This is a genomic window from Paenibacillus sp. Paensp38 (assembly GCF_059491915.1).
Genome location: NZ_CP168516.1, coordinates 828,113 through 845,658 on the forward strand (window position 1 = coordinate 828,113; position 17,546 = coordinate 845,658).

The window sequence follows — 17,546 nt, forward strand, 5'->3', positions numbered from 1 at the left end:
GGCGTTCAATGGACGCCGTGATAGCGCAGATGTTTTCTAAAGAGTCTATCATAGATGTGAGCTTTTTTCTACATATATGAAGATATTGAAAAAATACAAGAAGTGTTCTGTAATCAACAATATATAGACATGAGCAGTTTTATTTGTCTATATATTGCATTTAGAAGAGGTTTTAATTTGAATCTATTAGAAATATCTATACTGATAGGTTTGTGTATCAGGGAAAATATGAAAGAGCCCATACCGCAATAAAGCAGATGGGCTCAGCTTGTTTATATGTTAAAGGAGAGCGGAAGAGGACATTACACCTTAATTTCTGCCACCTTTACGACCGATGTCTCTGTAGAAATTTTTGTCGTGCGACTCAGCTGTAGCATCGCCACCCTTTTTGCCGATTTCCTGATAAAATTCTTTATCGTGAGAGTTTGCAGTTGCTTCCCCGCCTTTTTTACCAATCTCCTGATAAAATTCCTTATTGTGCTTCTTGGAAGTAGCTTCTCCACCCATACGACCTGCCTCTTCGCGACTCATTTTCCCCTGATTTTGATTACGTGCCATTACAAATCACTCCTTAATAAAAAAGTTGTTTTTTGTTGCGCGCATCCTTTACTTACCACGTCACGCCTGTATGAAACAGGCTCCAAGTGGAGTAAAGAGGGGGTAGACTTGCTCACATGTTGGTCTGTAAGTGGGTTGTGGCGTGTTCAATGTTAAATAAAAAATGGATAAAAAAATTACGCGGACCGTCTAAAAGGATAAGGAGCTGGCCTTAGCATCCACTCTACCTGTGGCTCAATCAGAGGTCGTGTTGCAGTTCGAACCCAAGGCATGGTCAACATACAGCACAGACCAGCAGCACACACCACAATCAACATGACTTCCACTGGAGTGTCTATATATTCGTAGACTCCCTTCGCAACGACGGTACGGACGATCAAGCCATGCAGTAAAAAGACATATAGTGTCCGTCTTCCCATCTCGGTTATACGTCCTGTGACAGCTGGAACAAAGCTTAGGAACGCCATGGATGCTATCCATTGAACTCCATAAATGCCGATGCGGTAAATTCCTGCGTACCATTCGGTATGGCCCAATTCACCGTAAGTCATATTGCCATACAGCCAGCCTGCCGGGATGTCGAAATACGACGTTCCCGCCAGTACCATAAGCAGAAGAGATATAAAGCCAGCGATTATGCGGACTGGAGCTGTGAAGAACCGCCGAACGTCCGCATAATTCAAATGATAACCTGCTACAAAGTAAGGCAAATAAACAAAGGTTCTGCATACGCTCAGCCATATACCATCCACAGGGAGATACCCGACGAGGATACCGAGCAGCACGGATATACCCAATTGGAGGACAGGTGGTATTTTCTGAAAAGACAGCATTAGCAGTCTCCAACAGATATGGCTGGCAAGGAACCAGAGTAGCAAATAAGGAGCAAAGAACGAATGATGGATATGGGGAACGTGGAAGAGCGCAACATCCAAGATCGAATAGAGCGATTGAAAAATAAGATATTGCATACCGATCTGAAGCAGAACTTTTCGGCCTGCAGATCCGGTCAAAGATGTTTGGGCAAAGTAGCCTGTAACGAGTACAAACAACGGCATATGAAACATGAATATCCAGCTGAACCATTGTTGAGCAATATGAAATGAACCGACTAGAGGTTCCAGAGCATTTCCTGCAAATACGCATATGATCAACAGAAATCGCAAATTGAGAAAGAAGCTTTCCCCTTGTACATCATGGCTTGTCGTCATGTGTTTCCCTCCGAGCGGCTTCTGCCGAATAAACTATTTAAAAAATAATTCTTTACAAGGAACAAGGTACGATACTCTGGACTTTATCATTGTGATTTTATTCACAATAGTAAGCGTTATCATAACCTTATTGTGTGGCGAAAGCTTGAACACCAGACAAAGACGGGCTAATACCTGGAAATGTATGCTGATTTGACCCTGTATGTGCAACGATGTTACCCTAACAAGGCTATAGTTACGCTGAGAATACAGCGGCACATTTTATATTCAAATTACGAATTACGAGGTACGAAAGACGAAAGGGACTTTTACAATGAGAAGAAGAACAAGAAGATCATACAATTCATATGGGACACGTGGTCCTCGGAGAATATGGAAAGTTCTCTTAGGCATCCTGATTATTATTGCACTGATAGCAGGGTGGGGAGCATGGAAGGTATTTACGCCTTATCAGCCTGACGAGACGGCGGCGGCTGCATTAGCCGAAGTAGCGGATGCTGTGAAAGTAAATGAACAAGAACATTGGGTTGGTTTTGAGCCTGTAAAAAGAAGCGGAGCTGGAGTCATTTTGTATCCAGGGGCGTTGGTGAAGCCCGAAAGCTATGCGCCTTTGGCACGCCGTCTGGCGGAAAAGGGTCATCATGTGATTATTGCAAAAATGCCACTCAACCTTGCATTGATCTCCCCGGATCTAGCGAATGAAGTGCTAAAGGCATATCCGAAAGAAGCGTTTGTTATTGGAGGTCATTCGTTAGGTGGAGTGATGGCGGCCCGATATGCAGCTGCGCATCCTGATCAGGTCAAAGGTGTATTTTTCCTTGCCTCCTACCCGGATAACAAAGGAAATTTAAAGGATAAAAATCTGCCTGTTATTTCTCTACTGGGAAGTGATGATGGAGTCGTCCAGATGGAAAATGTCCAAAGTGGTAGAACTTATTTACCAGCCAACACGCTGTATTTTACAGTCGAAGGGGGTAATCATGCTCAATTCGGCAGTTATGGTGCCCAAAAAGGGGATAATCCTGCAAAAATTAGCGCTGTCGAGCAATGGAATCAGACGGTAACGGCTTTACAGGACTGGATGAAAGAAAGTGTGGATGTGGCTCCTAAGAATCAGTAAAGGAGGTATGCTGCATGTCTGAGCTGATCGTGCAGGGGGAGCGGTACCCATGCCGTGGTATTCTATTGGATAAAGATGGAACGTTGCTGGATTTTATTCAGTTGTGGGGCCCCTGGGCTCGTTCTATACTGGATATGATGGAGCAGCATCTTGCCGTGGCGGGTGCCGGTTTTACGGTGGAAAAAGGTACCGTTCTAGGTACTGTTCACGATCAGGAGGGCCGTGTGATCGGTTACGATCCTTCTGGCCCGCTGGCCGTGGGGACGGTGGACGAAAGTACAGGGGTACTGGCTTGGCAGCTTTATACTGCTGGTGTACCGTGGAATGAGGCTGTGCGGCTTGTCCGCGACTTTAATAAAACGGCGATGGCTGATATTCGGCGACATCGGGCAGCGAAGGTGTTTCCAGGATTGCGGACATTGCTGGAGCAAAGCCGCCATGCCGGGCTGAAGCTGGCAGTTGTGACCTCTGACAGTACCGAGGCTGCACAGGAGCATTTGGAGTGGATGGGGCTGACATCTTATTTTGACGAGATTATCGGACATGATAGGGTTACATACGGTAAGCCTGACCCGGAAATGGCTGAAAAAGCCTGCGCATTACTAGGATTGTCGCCGGCGGACGTGGTAGTCATCGGAGACAGTAATGGGGACATGCAGATGGGCAAGCGTGCCGGAGTGCGGCTCGCTATTGGATTTGCGCCAGAAGCAGAACGTTCTGGTCATTTACTGGATGCGGATAAGGTTGTTCGTGGATATGAAGAACTGGAGGTGCGTAGGGTATGAAAGTTAATACGTTGGCGGAATGGATACAGCAATCGCAGAATGTTGTTTTTTTCGGCGGAGCAGGCACATCGACGGAAAGCGGTATTCCGGATTTTCGTTCGGCAGCAGGCCTGTATCAAAGTGAGGAGAAATTGCCTTATTCCCCTGAGGTTATGCTGAGCCGTTCATTTTTTGTGAAGCATCCTGAGGTGTTCTTCGACTTCTATCGCAGCAAAATGCTGCATCCCGATGCGGAGCCGAACGGTTGTCATCATTTCCTCGCGTCATTGGAAAAACAAGGCCGTCTAAAAGCGGTTGTGACCCAAAATATTGACGGTTTACATCAGGCTGCAGGTAGTGTGAATGTACTAGAACTTCATGGCTCGGTACATCGCAACCACTGTATGGAATGTGGACGCTTTTACAGTCTAGATGAAGTGATGAACAGCTCTGAGGTTGTACCCAAATGTCCGATAGATGGAGGAATTATCAAACCGGATGTCGTTTTATATGAGGAGGAGCTGAATCAGGATACCATTATTCAATCCGTTCAGGCTATTTCACAGGCTGATCTGCTGTTAATTGGAGGAACGTCGCTGACAGTACATCCCGCTGCGGGCTTGATTACTTATTTTCGTGGTAAACATACGGTGCTGTTGAATACAGATCCGACCTCGTATGATCATAAGGCGGATCTTTTAATCACTGATCCAATCGGTAAAGTTATGGAAAAACTTGCTCATCAATTAGGTTTGTAATCGTTTTCTTGTCAACGCCTGGATAAAAGCGCTATGATGATGTTGTGATGGACATTACAATGTTTCGAGAGAGGCTGGGATAGCATGGTTTATTTAGCTGGCGAAGATCGTTATGAAAGTATGAAATATAACCGTACAGGGAGATCAGGTCTAAAACTGCCCGCTATTTCGCTGGGCTTGTGGCACAATTTTGGCGGGATTAACAACGCGGAGAATGGCCGTAGCATGATTACCCGCTCCTTTGATCTGGGAATTACGCATTTTGATTTAGCTAATAACTATGGCCCTCCTGCGGGATCAGCTGAGGAATTTTTTGGACAAGTTTTAGCCAGTGATATGAAACCGTACCGGGATGAGTTGGTCATCTCCACCAAAGCGGGCTACAATATGTGGGCAGGGCCTTATGGAGACTGGGGATCTCGCAAGTATATGATATCTAGTCTGGATCAGAGCCTGAAGCGGATGGGGCTGGACTATGTCGATATATTCTACTCTCACCGATTTGATCCTGATACGCCGCTGGAAGAAACGATGGGAGCACTGGATCATATCGTACGTTCTGGCAAAGCGCTGTATGTGGGTGTGTCCAATTATAGTGCGGAGCAAACAGCGGAAGCAGCTCGCATTCTGAAGGAACTGGGAACACCGCTTCTGATTCATCAGCCGAAATACTCCTTGCTTGACCGCTGGATTGAAAATGGATTACAAGATGTACTGGACGAAAACGGGGTAGGCAGCATTGCCTTTTGCCCGCTGGCGCAGGGATTGCTGACCAATAAATATTTGAACGGAATTCCTGAGGATTCACGTGCAGCGAGTACATCGGTTTTCCTGAATGAGAACCATGTGACGCCAGAGACACTTCGCAAGGTACGCGCCCTGAATCAGATGGCTGCTGCACGCGGACAAAGTTTGGCTCAATTCTCGCTGGCCTGGGCTCTGCGCGGCGAACGTCTGACCTCTGTCTTGATTGGGGCAAGCCGTGTAAGCCAAATTGAAGAAAATGTTGCTACTTTATCCAATCTGGACTTTTCTCAGGAGGAACTGGATCGGATTGATTCGATTCTGAATGCCGGGAACTGACAGGACGGCGGCACAGCCTAATGGCGAAAGTTAATTTGTAGTCATCGGCCTAATTTCGTGTTCTCTTATACAATATAAATTAACAGCCCGTATCCGTTTAAAGGATGCGGGCTGTTTAAGTCTGTTTTACGACTGTGGATACTGCTTAACCTTGCTTCGGTACTCGGTTGGAGACTGACCACAGAAGCGCTTGAATTGACGTGAGAAATATAAGGCATCAGTTAGTCCGACCGAAGCGGCCACCTGCTCTACCGATAGTTCAGGACGCTCACGCAGCAGTTGACGTGATTTGTCAATTCTTAGCTTAAGCAGATAGGTGACGGGGGAGATGCCCGTTTCCTTTTTGAATATCCGTGACAAATACGCACGGTTATAACCAAGTCCTTCAGACATTTGCTCAATGGAAACGGGATGTGCGTACTGAGTGGACATATATTGCACCATCTGCTTGACTGTACGTTGAATTTGTGAATCCGCCCCGGACGGATCAGTCCAGTCGCTCAGGTAATTGCCTGCTTCCCCCATAATCAGATACAAATAGCCCAAGGCTGATAAATGAGAACTAGATTTTCTGCTATAAAAGGCCAATTGCATTTGCTTCAAATAACCGGGGATTGGACTTTGATCGGAAGCATGGAAGACAGGCTGGTGAACACGCAACCCTGCTTCCTGCACCACCTGCTCAGTATGGTGTCCAGTAAACGCAGACCAACGATAACGCCACGGTTCCTCTTCATCAGAGGTATAGCTCACCAGCTGACCAGGATGGATAAGGAAAAAATCGTTTACTTCAAGCTGATATGTGTGCTGTTCCGTTCGGAAGATGCCTTTTCCCGATTCTACAAAGTGGAGCAGATAGTAATCATAGATTTTCGGCCCTACGGCATGACCGGATTTGGTTTGGCTCTCTCCTGCAAAAAGCACATGCAGTGGGCTATTTTCATAAAACACTGGATTAGAGGCGACAGCATAAATATATGAATGCGTTTGCAAAATAGGGTCATCCTTCCTGCATTTGTGAATAGTTTAGCGTATGCGGTATACTTACATTGTACATATCCAAGTCACATTTATCCATAGCTTAAACACATGGATGCATTACATTGTGTGACGCTTTCATTTATACTGAAATCATAAGAGATGTCAACCTGATTAAGATGTTACAGGGAAATCAGGTGGCCTTTACTAACGGTATACGAGGTGGATGCGGATATGAACTCTACTGAATTAAAGAAACATTTTATTAAAAAATATGGTGAAAGCAGCAATGAACTGCGGATATTTCATGCACCTGGACGTGTCAATCTGATTGGAGAGCATATCGACTATAATGGTGGTTATGTACTCCCGGCTGCGCTGGAATTTGGAACGACGCTGATCCTTCGTGCGCGTAATGATGATGAGATTCATTTTGCTTCGACAAACCTGTCGTATGAAGTATCTATCTCCCGCGGAGAAATAGGTAAAAACAAAACGGATGAGTGGGTGGACTATCCGGTGGGCGTGTTGGTAGAGCTAGCTGATAAGGGAGTTTATCCGTCTAAGGGATATGACCTGCTCTATCACGGAGAAATACCGAACGGTGCTGGATTATCCTCTTCAGCCTCCATTGAGGTTGTTACAGGATACGCGTTCCTCACTATTGAAAAACAGAAAACAGATACGGTCGAAATCGCTTTGTTGTCCCAGCGAGCAGAAAACAATTACGTTGGTGTCAATTGCGGCATTATGGACCAGTTCGCTGTAGCGAACGGAGCAGCTGATCATGCAATTCTACTGATGTGCGATACGTTGGATTACCGCAAAGTTCCATTCCGTACGGGAGATTATAAGTTGGTGATCGGCAATACAAATAAGCGTCGCGGTTTGGTGGACTCGGCCTATAACGAGCGTCGTAGCCAATGTGCCGAAGCACTGTCCATTTTGCAGCAGCAGGAGCCGTCACTGGAATACCTCGCTCAGCTGGATGAGACGCGTTTCGGAGAGCTTCAGCACCACATCACGGACGAAACAGTGCGTCGGCGGGCACAGCATGTGGTGGAGGAAAACGCTCGTGTATTGGCCTCTGTCGATGCTCTCGCGGCGAATGAACTTGCAGCTTTTGGTCAGTTAATGAATGCTTCTCATGATTCATTACGCGATTTGTATGAGGTCAGCTGCACGGAGCTGGACGTCATGGTTGAAGAAGCCCGACGCATTCCTGGCACGTTGGGTGCTCGTATGACGGGAGCTGGATTTGGAGGGTGTACGGTTTCGTTGGTTCATGAGGACGATGTTGAACGTTTTGTGAAGGAAGTCGGCGAAGCTTATCAGACCCGCACAGGGCTGGAAGCCAGCTTTTATGTATGCAAGGCAGGAGACGGAGTTAAAGAACTGAAGGAGGACGAATAACATGGCCATTTTAGTAACAGGTGGAGCTGGATATATCGGTTCACATACCGTAGCAGAATTGTTGAATCTGGGAGAAGAAGTTGTGGTGCTGGATAATTTGCAAACAGGGCACAAAGCAGCGTTGCTTGGGGGCAAGTTGTATGAAGGGGATTTGAGGGATAAAGAATTACTGTCCAAACTGTTCTCTGAAAATAGTATCGATGCAGTTATCCATTTTGCAGCCAACTCGCTGGTTGGAGAAAGTATGCAAAATCCTGGTAAATATTACGACAACAATGTATTTGGCACGCTGAGCTTGTTGGAGGCGATGAAAGATGCCGGAGTGCGCCGAATTGTATTTTCCTCTACTGCGGCTACCTACGGCGAACCGGAAAAGGTGCCGATTGAAGAGGGTGACCGTACAGAGCCAACCAACGTGTATGGTGAAACAAAGCTGATGATGGAGCGCATGATGTCGTGGTTTGATAAAGTTTTAGGCATCAAATATGTGTCTTTACGGTATTTTAATGCGGCTGGTGCGCATGAGAGCGGCAAGATCGGCGAAGATCACCGACCAGAAAGTCATCTGATCCCATTGGTGCTCCAGACAGCCTTGAAACAGCGTCCACACATCGCTGTGTTTGGTGAGGACTATGCGACACCTGACGGCACATGTGTTCGGGATTACATTCACGTAAGTGATCTGGCGGATGCTCATGTGCGTGCAGTAAATTATTTGCGCGAAGGGAATGACAGCAACGTGTTCAATCTGGGCAACGGACAGGGCTTCTCTGTGAAAGAAGTAATTGAGACAGCACGCAAGGTCACCGGGCTCGAGATTCCAGTTGTGACAGAACCTCGCCGCGCAGGCGATCCAGCGATATTGGTTGCATCTTCTGACAAGGCTCGTTCGGTGTTGGGCTGGAGTCCAGCGCGTACCCAACTGGAGGATATTATTAGCGGAGCATGGGGATGGCATCAGTCGCACCCTCACGGCTACGGCGACGAATAGACGGGAGACGATGACATATGAGCGAGCGCCAATCTGCAGATAAAGGCCAAGGCCGGGAACATTCCCGGCATCTGGCCCATGACATCGACGAAACTGTACAGCAGTCGGCTCTATATGCGGTGGAGCAACTGGTTGCATTCGCACAAAATAAGGGCTTGGTCGGTCCGCAAGACACAGATTACAGCCGTAATTTGTTATTGGATCAGTTTGGTTTTTCCGAGCCTTATTCAGGTAGGGATGTAGGGGGCATTATGGCCCCTGAAGCCCTCCAGCCTGTGCTTAATGTATTGATAGATTATGGTTTTGCCATAGGCCTTATCCCCGAAAACACAGATACGTATCGTGATTTGCTGGATTCCAAAATTATGGGACTACTGATGGCGAGACCATCTGAAGTCATCCGTGACTTTCATCAAACGGAGGCTGAACGTGGCATAGAGGCGGCGACTGATGCTTTTTATCAATTATCTATCGATTCGAACTACATCCGAATGGATCGGGTTGCCAGCAATGTGTACTGGAATCAGTCGACATCTTACGGAGATATGGAAATTACGATTAATTTGTCCAAGCCAGAAAAAAGTCCCAAGGAAATTGCGATGGCGAAGCTTTTGCCGCCGCCTGTTTATCCCAAGTGTCAATTATGCCGTGAAAACGTTGGATATGCAGGAAGAGTAAATCATCCGTCCCGTCAAAATTTGCGTATCATTCCGGTGGAATTGAATGGGGAACCGTGGTTTTTTCAATATTCACCCTATGTGTATTACAACGAGCATTGCATCGTGTTCCATCATAATCATGTACCGATGAAGCTCACGAAGGATACACTGCGCCGATTACTGGCCTTTACGAAAGCGTTTCCGCATTATTTTATTGGCTCCAATGCGGATCTGCCGATTGTCGGCGGATCGATTCTGACCCATGATCATTTTCAGGGTGGTCGTCATACATTCCCAATTGAAAAAGCGGGTGTGGACGGCGTATACCATAATGAAGCGTTCCCGCAGGTTACAGCAGGGATTGTAAATTGGCCGATGTCGGTCATCCGTTTTACGTCAACAGATGCCGAGGCGCTGTTGGAAGCGGGAAATGCTGCTTTTGAAGCCTGGAAAGCTTATAGTGATCCTGTAGCTGATGTCCTCTCTCATACAGAGCAAGAGGGGGAAACGATTCCGCATAATACTGTGACGCCGATTGTGCGCCGTGATTCCGAAGGCAGGTATCAGATGGATCTCGTACTGCGCAACAACCGAACGAGTGAAGAGTACCCGGAAGGTATTTTTCATCCTCACCGCGAGATGCATCACATCAAGAAGGAAAATATCGGTCTGATCGAAGTTATGGGACTTGCCATATTACCGGGGCGGCTCAAGGATGAACTGGATGGAATTGCAGATATTTTGTGTGGGGATGACAAACTGGCTGTGGCTGTACAGCAAGAAGGACATCCGCTGTTTAAGCATGCAGACTGGATTTACCAGTTAAACACTCGGTTCGGTCGTTTGCCTGACAAGGAGACGGCTGTTCGTACCATACAAAATGAGGTTGGACTGAAATTCAGTGAAATTTTAGAGCATGCAGGAGTATATAAACGGAATCCGTCCGGACAGCAGGCCTTTGGTCGTTTTATGAAACAATTGGGATATACTTTGGGAGAATAAAATTGCTTGCGAAGCACATACTATACTACGAGAACCCTCCCAAGATATGACATGGAACCATGCTCCTCAAGGAGTGTGGTTTTTTTCTGAAAACAAAGCAGATTTGTTTCCTGTAACCGAAAAGGTTATAATAGAGTAGTTTCTTAATATTAAACTTTAGAACTATTGGAGGCGAGCGTTTGCGATGAAAGCATTCGAATTTTATAATCCTACACAATTGATCTTCGGTAAAGGACAATTGGAGGCTCTCAAGCGTGAAGTTCCTAAATATGGTAAACGTGTATTGCTTGTATATGGCGGCGGCAGCATTAAGCGCAGCGGCTTGTATGATAATGTAATAGGTTTGCTTGGTGAAATCGGTGCAGAGGTAACGGAACTGGCTGGTGTGGAACCGAATCCTCGCTTATCTACAGTACATAAAGGCGTGGAATTGTGTAAAACACATCAAATCGACCTCGTTCTGGCTGTAGGAGGCGGTAGTGTGCTGGATTGTTCCAAAGCCATTGCTGTTGGTGCAAAATATGATGGCGACATGTGGGATTTTGCAGAGCGTAAAGCGGCACCACAGGCAGCATTGCCATTAGGTACGGTTTTAACTATGGCAGCCACTGGTTCTGAAATGAATGCGGGTTCTGTTATTACAAATGAAAAAACACAGGAAAAATTGGGCTGGGGCAGCGTATTTGCGTTCCCTGCGTTTTCTATTCTTGATCCAGTGAACACATACTCACTGCCGCAAAATCAAACGGTTTACGGAATCGTAGATATGATGTCACACACGCTGGAGCATTATTTCCATCTGGAATCCAATACTCCGGTCCAACTTGGCTGGTGCGAAACGATTTTGCGTACGGTAATGGACGCGGCTCCAGGTCTGGTCAACGATCTGGAAAACTACGAGCTGCGTGAAACAATTATGTATTGTGGTACGATGGCGCTGAACGGCTTCCTGAACATGGGGCTGACAGGTGACTGGGCTACTCACAATATCGAGCATGCGGTGTCTGCTGTTTATGATATTCCACATGGTGGAGGACTGGCTATTCTGTTCCCGAACTGGATGAAACACAATCTGCATGTGAAGCCTGAACGCTTCAAACAACTGGCTGTCAATGTGTTCCATGTAAACCCAGAAGGCAAGAGTGATGAGGAAGTGGCGCTGGAAGGTATTCAGGCGTTGCGTGATTTCTGGAACTCGATTGGTGCACCAAGCCGTCTGGCTGATTACGAGATTGATGCGTCCAAAATCGATGTTATGGCTGATAAAGCTGTGAAATTCGGATCTTTTGGTGGCTTTAACAAGCTCAATCGCGAAGATGTAGTCGAAATTTACAAAGCATCCCTGTAAAACGACATTTGTATCATTTAAAGCACGTTTGTGCGTCATTAGACGTACGAACGTGCTTTTTTGGGTTTGATTTGGGATATTGGAGGAAAATTTTGAAACTTTTTTAGGTTGAATACGTAAACATAGTTATAGACTGGAAACCAGACTGAAAAGGTACATGGAAGGAGGAGTCGCATGGAAACCATATTTTGGTGGCTATTGGCAGGGGGCGCTATCTTTACCGTGGTCAGTGTGCTGATCGGGGATGTACTCGGTAGTTGGCTGGATGGTGCATTGGAGCTGCCGGGCCTTGACTGGTTCAGACCTGTCGTTTTACTTGGAGCCATGACCGCTTTTGGCGGAGCTGGAGTACTGCTGACAAAGTATACCGGGCTGAGCACGGGATGGGTCGTCGTGCTTGCTTTAGGGATTTCGTTTGTCATCGGAATACTCGTGTTCTTTGCGTTTATCAAACCCATGGCGAATTCGGAGGTATCCAGCGGCTTCTCCATGCGTGAGCTGACTGGCCGGATTGGTGAGGTCACCATTCCTGTTCCTGAGGTTGGTTACGGGGAGGTTATGATCCGCTTGGGTGCAGGCAACACCATACATACAGCATCGAGCTTTGATCACAAACCGCTTGCTGCGGGAACCCGTATCGTCGTGGTTGAGGTCGCAGAGGGCGTCGTCCGCGTAGCGTACCTGGACACCTAGACGGCGCAATCGCTTAACTTGAAGGGAGCGTGATCGGGAGTGTCAAATTTGCAAGATATTGTGCTGGTCCCTGGGATTGTTGTTATCGTTATCGTCATATTAGGGATCGCTTTTTGGGCCCGCTACAAAACGGTAGGGCCGGATGAAGGGATGATCGTGACGGGTTCTTTTCTGGGAAATAAAAATATTTCCGAGGATGACTCTGGACGTAAAATTAAAATTGTACGCGGCGGGGGGGCCTTCATTTGGCCTATTTTCCAGCAGTCCGAATTCATCTCTCTGTTGTCCCATAAACTGGACGTAACCACACCGGAAGTGTATACGGAGCAAGGAGTTCCCGTGATTGCGGATGGTGTGGCGATCATCAAGGTCGGCAGTTCTATTGAAGATGTGGCTACAGCAGCCGAGCAGTTCATCGGGAAGCCACTGGAGGCTCTTAGGGGAGAGGCTCAGGAAGTGCTGGAAGGGCATTTACGCGCAATCCTCGGCTCGATGACAGTGGAGGAAGTATATCGTAATCGGGATCGGTTTGCGCAGGAAGTACAGGGCGTGGCTGCTCGTGATCTAAAAAAAATGGGCTTGCAAATTGTTTCATTCACCATCAAAGATGTGCGTGATAAGCACGGATATCTGGATGCGCTTGGTAAGCCGAGAATTGCCGCTGTGAAACGGGATGCTGAGATTGCGGAAGCAGAAGCTGTGCGGGATGCCCGGATTCAGAAGGCGCGTGCGGAACAGGAAGGCCAGAAGGCCGAACTGCTGCGAGATACCAACATTGCCGAGGCAGCCAAAGAGAAAGAACTGAAAGTGGCTTCGTTTAAAAAAGAACAGGATACAGCGAAGGCAGAAGCCGATCAGGCTTATCACATCCAGGAGGCCCGTGCCAAGCAGACTGCCGTCGAGGAGCAGATGAAGGTCGAGCTGGTGCGCAAAGAACGGGAAATTGACCTTCAATCCAAGGAAATACAGGTACGTGAAAAGCAATATGATGCGGAAGTGAAAAAGAAGGCAGAAGCCGATCGGTATGCGGTCGAACAAGCGGCGGAAGCAGATAAATCGCGTAAAATGCGTGAGGCTGAATCACTGCAATACTCGATTGAGACACAGGCTAAAGCGTCAGCTGAACAAAAACGTCTAAACGGGCAAGCAGAAGCGGATGCCGAACGCGCCAAAGGTACGGCAGACGCAGATGTCATCCGTTTGCGTGGACTTGCAGAAGCGGAGGCCAAGGAAAAACTGGCGGAGGCGTTCCAGAAGTTTGGAGAGGCTGCCGTGCTCGATATTATCGTAAAAATGCTGCCTGAGCTGGCTGGACGTATTGCCGAACCGATTGCGTCCATCGATAAACTCACCGTAGTTGATACGGGAAAAGGAGAAGGAGCAGCGCGTGTCAGCAATTATGTCACCGAATTGATGGCTACGGCGCCCGAGATGCTGAAAAGTGTATCTGGTATTGATGTGGAGCAGTTAATCAAGGGGCTGACCACTGGGAAAAAAGGCCTTCATTCCGTGCCGTCCTCCGGTGAAGCGAACAAGCAGCCTCTTCCAGCCTCGGTGGAGGCAGCACTAACAGATAAAGAATAACGATAAGTCTTTGGGAGCTTCTATCCCTAACCAAAAGACCGCTTTTCATCACAGCATTTTCCGGCAATGTGATGAAAAGCGTTTTCTTTTTATTGACCTTTAGCCGAATATTTGGTACTTTAACGTGGATTCCTCTGAGCTTCATGCTATAATTCTTAGGATCAAGGTTCTGATAAAAGAGGTGCGGATGTGAGCAGCCTAAAAGTGGCCAAAGCGCTGAATAACAATGTGATTATAGGAATGCACCCCGAGCATGATGAGGTTGTCGTGATTGGAAAAGGAATCGGTTTCAATCGCAGACCCGGCGATCTTATGCCGTTGGATTCAGTTGAAAAATTATTTATATTAAAAAGCCATGAAGAACAGGAGCAATACAAACGGTTGCTTCCTGAGCTGGATGAAAAGCTCATCGAGGTCATCGGTGAGGTGCTTCATCTTGTTCAGCTTCAAGCAAAGAAGCCTCTAAATGAGCACATTCTGATTGCTTTAACTGACCATATCGCTTTTTCCATCAACCGTCATAAACAGGGAATTACGATTCATAATCCGTTTTTGTATGAGACTAGGGAAATATATCCTCAGGAATACAAGATGGCTGAGCAGGCTGTTGCTTTAATCAGGGATAAGATGAATGTAGATCTGGGAGAAGATGAAATCGGATTCGTGGCCCTGCATATTTATAGCGCCATGACAAACCAGCATATTTCCGAGGTTAGGAAGGATTCTCGTCTGATTGCTGATATGGTTCAGGTTGTCGAGACGACACTGGATTATCGAATTCCTCTCCAATCCCTTGATTATTCTCGACTGCTGACTCATCTGAGGTTTGCGATTGAACGTGTGCGCCGGGGAGAGATTGTGCAGGAGATTTATCGATTGGACAAGCTTTTGAATGAAGAATATCCAGAAATGTATATGCTGTCCTGGAAACTGACGAAGATTATGGAGAAAAGGCTACGTAAACCTGTTTATCCGGCTGAGGTTAGTTATTTGACAATGCATCTGCAGCGGTTGTCCCAACGCAAAGAGCAGGGGGAGCAACAAAAAGTGATAAAACCGGAATAAAAAAGTATTGCCTCGCATTTAGTGGGGTGCTATAATCAATTTTGCAATGAGGAAGACAACAACTGAACATTTAACGTGTTACTGATTCGATCAGGCATGAGTTGTTTTAAGTTATGATTGTTTACAGCCTACTGGGGTAAGCTATATCCCAAGGTTGTTTTCAAACATACTTAAATCGGCTCATGCCTTTTTTGTTGTTTTGCCTCTGTTCTAAATTTCAGAGAAGGATGTGGAAGGTATGTTTAAAAAGCTTTTCGGCGTTTTACAGCGTGTCGGTAAAGCATTAATGCTTCCTGTAGCGATTTTGCCAGCTGCGGGGCTTTTATTGGGTATCGGTAACATGCTGGTCAATCCTGATTTTCTCCAGTATATTCCGGCATTAAATGCGGGCTGGGTTCAATCGGTTGCGACGATCATGATGAATGCCGGACAAATCGTTTTTGATAATCTGGCACTGTTGTTCGCAGTCGGCGTAGCCGTCGGTCTGGCGGGCGGTGAAGGTGTAGCAGGTCTGGCTGCCATCATCGGTTACCTCGTTATGAACATTACTCTGGGTACAGCCGTGGGTGTCACACCTGGTCTGATTGCTCAAAAAATACCGGGTTATGCGAACGTGTTGGGAATTCCAACGCTTCAAACCGGGGTGTTCGGCGGGATAATCATCGGTATACTGGCCGCAGCCATGTACAACCGCTTTTTCAAAATTGAGCTTCCTTCGTATCTGGGCTTTTTCGCGGGTAAGCGTTTCGTTCCAATTGCAACGGCGGTATCCTCACTTATTGTCGGACTAGCACTGGTTCTGATCTGGCCTCCAGTTCAACAAGGACTTAACGCAGTATCTCACTTTATGGTGTATTCCAACCCGACTTTGTCGGCGTTCCTGTTCGGGGTTATCGAACGCGCGCTGATTCCATTTGGTTTGCATCACATTTGGTATTCACCGTTCTGGTTTGAGTTTGGTGAATATGTTAACAAAGCAGGTCAAACTGTTCACGGTGACCAGCAGATCTTCTTCAGCCAGCTTCGCGACGGAGTGGCTTTGACAGCAAGTACGTTCCAAGTGGGTAAATTCCCATTCATGATGTTCGGTTTGCCAGCAGCAGCGCTTGCGATGTACCATGAAGCAAGACCAGAACACAAAAAATATGTAGCAGGTATTATGGGTTCAGCAGCATTGACTTCGTTCTTGACAGGTATTACGGAGCCACTGGAATTTTCCTTCCTGTTCGTAGCTCCACTGCTGTTTGCAGTACACTGTATATTCGCAGGTCTGTCATTTATGACCATGCAAATTTTACATGTCAAAATCGGTATGACCTTCTCAGGCGGATTTATTGACTTCCTGATTTTCGGGATTATTCCAACCCGTACGCCTTGGTGGTATGTAATCATCGTCGGTCTGATTTTGGCAGTTATTTATTACTTCGGATTCCGATTCATCATACGGAAATTCAACTTGAAAACACCAGGGCGTGAAGAAGCCACAGAAAATGTGGATGGCGCAGCAACTGGTAGTAGTGATGAGCTCCCACACAACATTTTGGCAGCTTTCGGCGGTTCATCGAATATCAAGCATCTGGATGCTTGTATCACACGTCTTCGGATCGAGGTTAATGAGAAATCAAACGTTGACAAAGCTCGTCTGAAACAACTTGGCGCATCGGGTGTCCTTGAAGTCGGTAACAATGTACAGGCAATTTTCGGTACACGTTCCGACACCATTAAATCTCAAATGGCTGATATCATGGCTGGACGTACACCTGCACCAGCTCCGGCGCAACCTGCTCCACAAGAGGAGAAGGAAGCTGGAGAAGAACAACAAACCATTATTGTAGAAGATATTGTAATGCCTGTTAACGGCGAATTGGTTGATATCTCGACGGTTCCCGATCCGGTATTTGCAGAACGTATGACAGGTGACGGCTTTGCGGTCGTGCCAAATGATGGAACGATTGTGTCCCCTGTTTACGGCAAAGTATTCAATGTATTCCCGAGCAAGCATGCGGTTGGTATCCAATCCGATGGCGGTAAAGAAGTGCTTGTTCATATCGGGGTGAATACAGTGAAGCTTAAAGGTCAAGGATTTGACGTTTTGGTGAACGAAGGCGATCTTGTGTCAGCTGGCCAGCCTATTATGAAAGTAGACCTGGAATACGTGAAGGCAAACGCTAAATCCATCATCTCACCTGTCATTTTTACTAACCTTCCTGAAGGTTCTTCGGTAACTTTAAACAAAACTGGAGTATTGAAGGCTGGCGAAGATGGTATAATTACGATAAAATAAACTCTATGTGTTTCGGATTAGTTGATTAGGCGGCT

The 17,546-nt window shown here is 46.8% G+C and carries 14 protein-coding genes and 1 pseudogene; 12 read left to right on the plus strand and 3 right to left on the minus strand.

Features of this window, described 5'->3' with window-relative positions:
• Positions 1-318: 318 nt before the first annotated feature.
• Together ACEN8J_RS03735 and ACEN8J_RS03740 are read right to left on the minus strand one after the other, a co-directional pair.
• Positions 319-558 (minus strand): annotated as a pseudogene (locus ACEN8J_RS03735) (KGG domain-containing protein); the annotation flags it as partial.
• A 176-nt stretch (positions 559-734) separates the two neighbouring features.
• A complete protein-coding gene (locus ACEN8J_RS03740) occupies positions 735-1,769 on the minus strand; it encodes an acyltransferase family protein (protein ID WP_069012476.1) in 1,035 nt (344 codons plus the stop codon).
• 313 nt (positions 1,770-2,082) lie between these two features.
• Here ACEN8J_RS03740 and ACEN8J_RS03745 point away from each other — a divergent pair, with 313 nt between their 5' ends.
• From ACEN8J_RS03745 to mgrA, 4 genes are all read left to right on the plus strand, one after another.
• Positions 2,083-2,889, plus strand: coding sequence for an alpha/beta fold hydrolase (locus ACEN8J_RS03745; RefSeq protein WP_039272872.1), 807 nt, complete (start codon positions 2,083-2,085; stop codon positions 2,887-2,889).
• Between the two features lie 14 nt (positions 2,890-2,903).
• A complete protein-coding gene (locus ACEN8J_RS03750) occupies positions 2,904-3,674 on the plus strand; it encodes an HAD family hydrolase (protein ID WP_069012477.1) in 771 nt (256 codons plus the stop codon).
• Positions 3,671-4,411 (plus strand): NAD-dependent protein deacylase, encoded by a 741-nt coding sequence (locus ACEN8J_RS03755; protein WP_039272876.1) that lies wholly within the window; start codon positions 3,671-3,673, stop codon positions 4,409-4,411. The genes ACEN8J_RS03750 and ACEN8J_RS03755 overlap by 4 nt, the downstream gene beginning before the upstream one ends.
• Positions 4,412-4,495: 84 nt before the next feature.
• On the plus strand, positions 4,496-5,494 hold the full coding sequence (gene mgrA, locus ACEN8J_RS03760) for an L-glyceraldehyde 3-phosphate reductase (protein ID WP_039272878.1): 999 nt from the start codon (positions 4,496-4,498) through the stop codon (positions 5,492-5,494).
• Positions 5,495-5,620: 126 nt separating this feature from the next.
• On the opposite strand, the gene ACEN8J_RS03765 is transcribed toward mgrA, so the two are convergent.
• Positions 5,621-6,487 carry a helix-turn-helix domain-containing protein gene (locus ACEN8J_RS03765; protein WP_495594242.1) on the minus strand — a complete coding sequence of 289 codons (867 nt, stop codon included), beginning with the start codon at positions 6,485-6,487 and terminating at the stop codon, positions 5,621-5,623.
• Positions 6,488-6,706: 219 nt separating this feature from the next.
• Between ACEN8J_RS03765 and ACEN8J_RS03770 the strand changes: the two genes are divergently transcribed.
• From ACEN8J_RS03770 to ptsG, 8 genes are all read left to right on the plus strand, one after another.
• Entirely contained in the window at positions 6,707-7,885 is a 1,179-nt protein-coding gene (locus ACEN8J_RS03770; RefSeq protein ID WP_029515710.1) for a galactokinase, read from the plus strand.
• A gap of 1 nt (position 7,886) precedes the next feature.
• Positions 7,887-8,876, plus strand: coding sequence for a UDP-glucose 4-epimerase GalE (galE, locus tag ACEN8J_RS03775; protein ID WP_029515709.1), 990 nt, complete (start codon positions 7,887-7,889; stop codon positions 8,874-8,876).
• Between the two features lie 17 nt (positions 8,877-8,893).
• The gene (locus ACEN8J_RS03780; protein WP_029515708.1) at positions 8,894-10,537 is read left to right on the plus strand and encodes a UDP-glucose--hexose-1-phosphate uridylyltransferase; all 1,644 of its coding nucleotides are present in this window, start codon (positions 8,894-8,896) and stop codon (positions 10,535-10,537) included.
• A 184-nt stretch (positions 10,538-10,721) separates the two neighbouring features.
• Positions 10,722-11,885 carry an iron-containing alcohol dehydrogenase gene (locus tag ACEN8J_RS03785; protein WP_069012479.1) on the plus strand — a complete coding sequence of 388 codons (1,164 nt, stop codon included), beginning with the start codon at positions 10,722-10,724 and terminating at the stop codon, positions 11,883-11,885.
• Positions 11,886-12,059: 174 nt separating this feature from the next.
• Positions 12,060-12,578 carry an NfeD family membrane protein gene (locus tag ACEN8J_RS03790; RefSeq protein ID WP_029515706.1) on the plus strand — a complete coding sequence of 173 codons (519 nt, stop codon included), beginning with the start codon at positions 12,060-12,062 and terminating at the stop codon, positions 12,576-12,578.
• 48 nt (positions 12,579-12,626) lie between these two features.
• Positions 12,627-14,162, plus strand: coding sequence for a flotillin lipid rafts scaffold protein FloT (gene floT, locus ACEN8J_RS03795; RefSeq protein WP_039272892.1), 1,536 nt, complete (start codon positions 12,627-12,629; stop codon positions 14,160-14,162).
• A gap of 189 nt (positions 14,163-14,351) precedes the next feature.
• Entirely contained in the window at positions 14,352-15,227 is an 876-nt protein-coding gene (glcT, locus tag ACEN8J_RS03800) for a glucose PTS transporter transcription antiterminator GlcT (RefSeq protein WP_029515704.1), read from the plus strand.
• A gap of 238 nt (positions 15,228-15,465) precedes the next feature.
• A complete protein-coding gene (gene ptsG / locus ACEN8J_RS03805; protein WP_029515703.1) occupies positions 15,466-17,511 on the plus strand; it encodes a glucose-specific PTS transporter subunit IIBC in 2,046 nt (681 codons plus the stop codon).
• Positions 17,512-17,546: the final 35 nt, after the last annotated feature.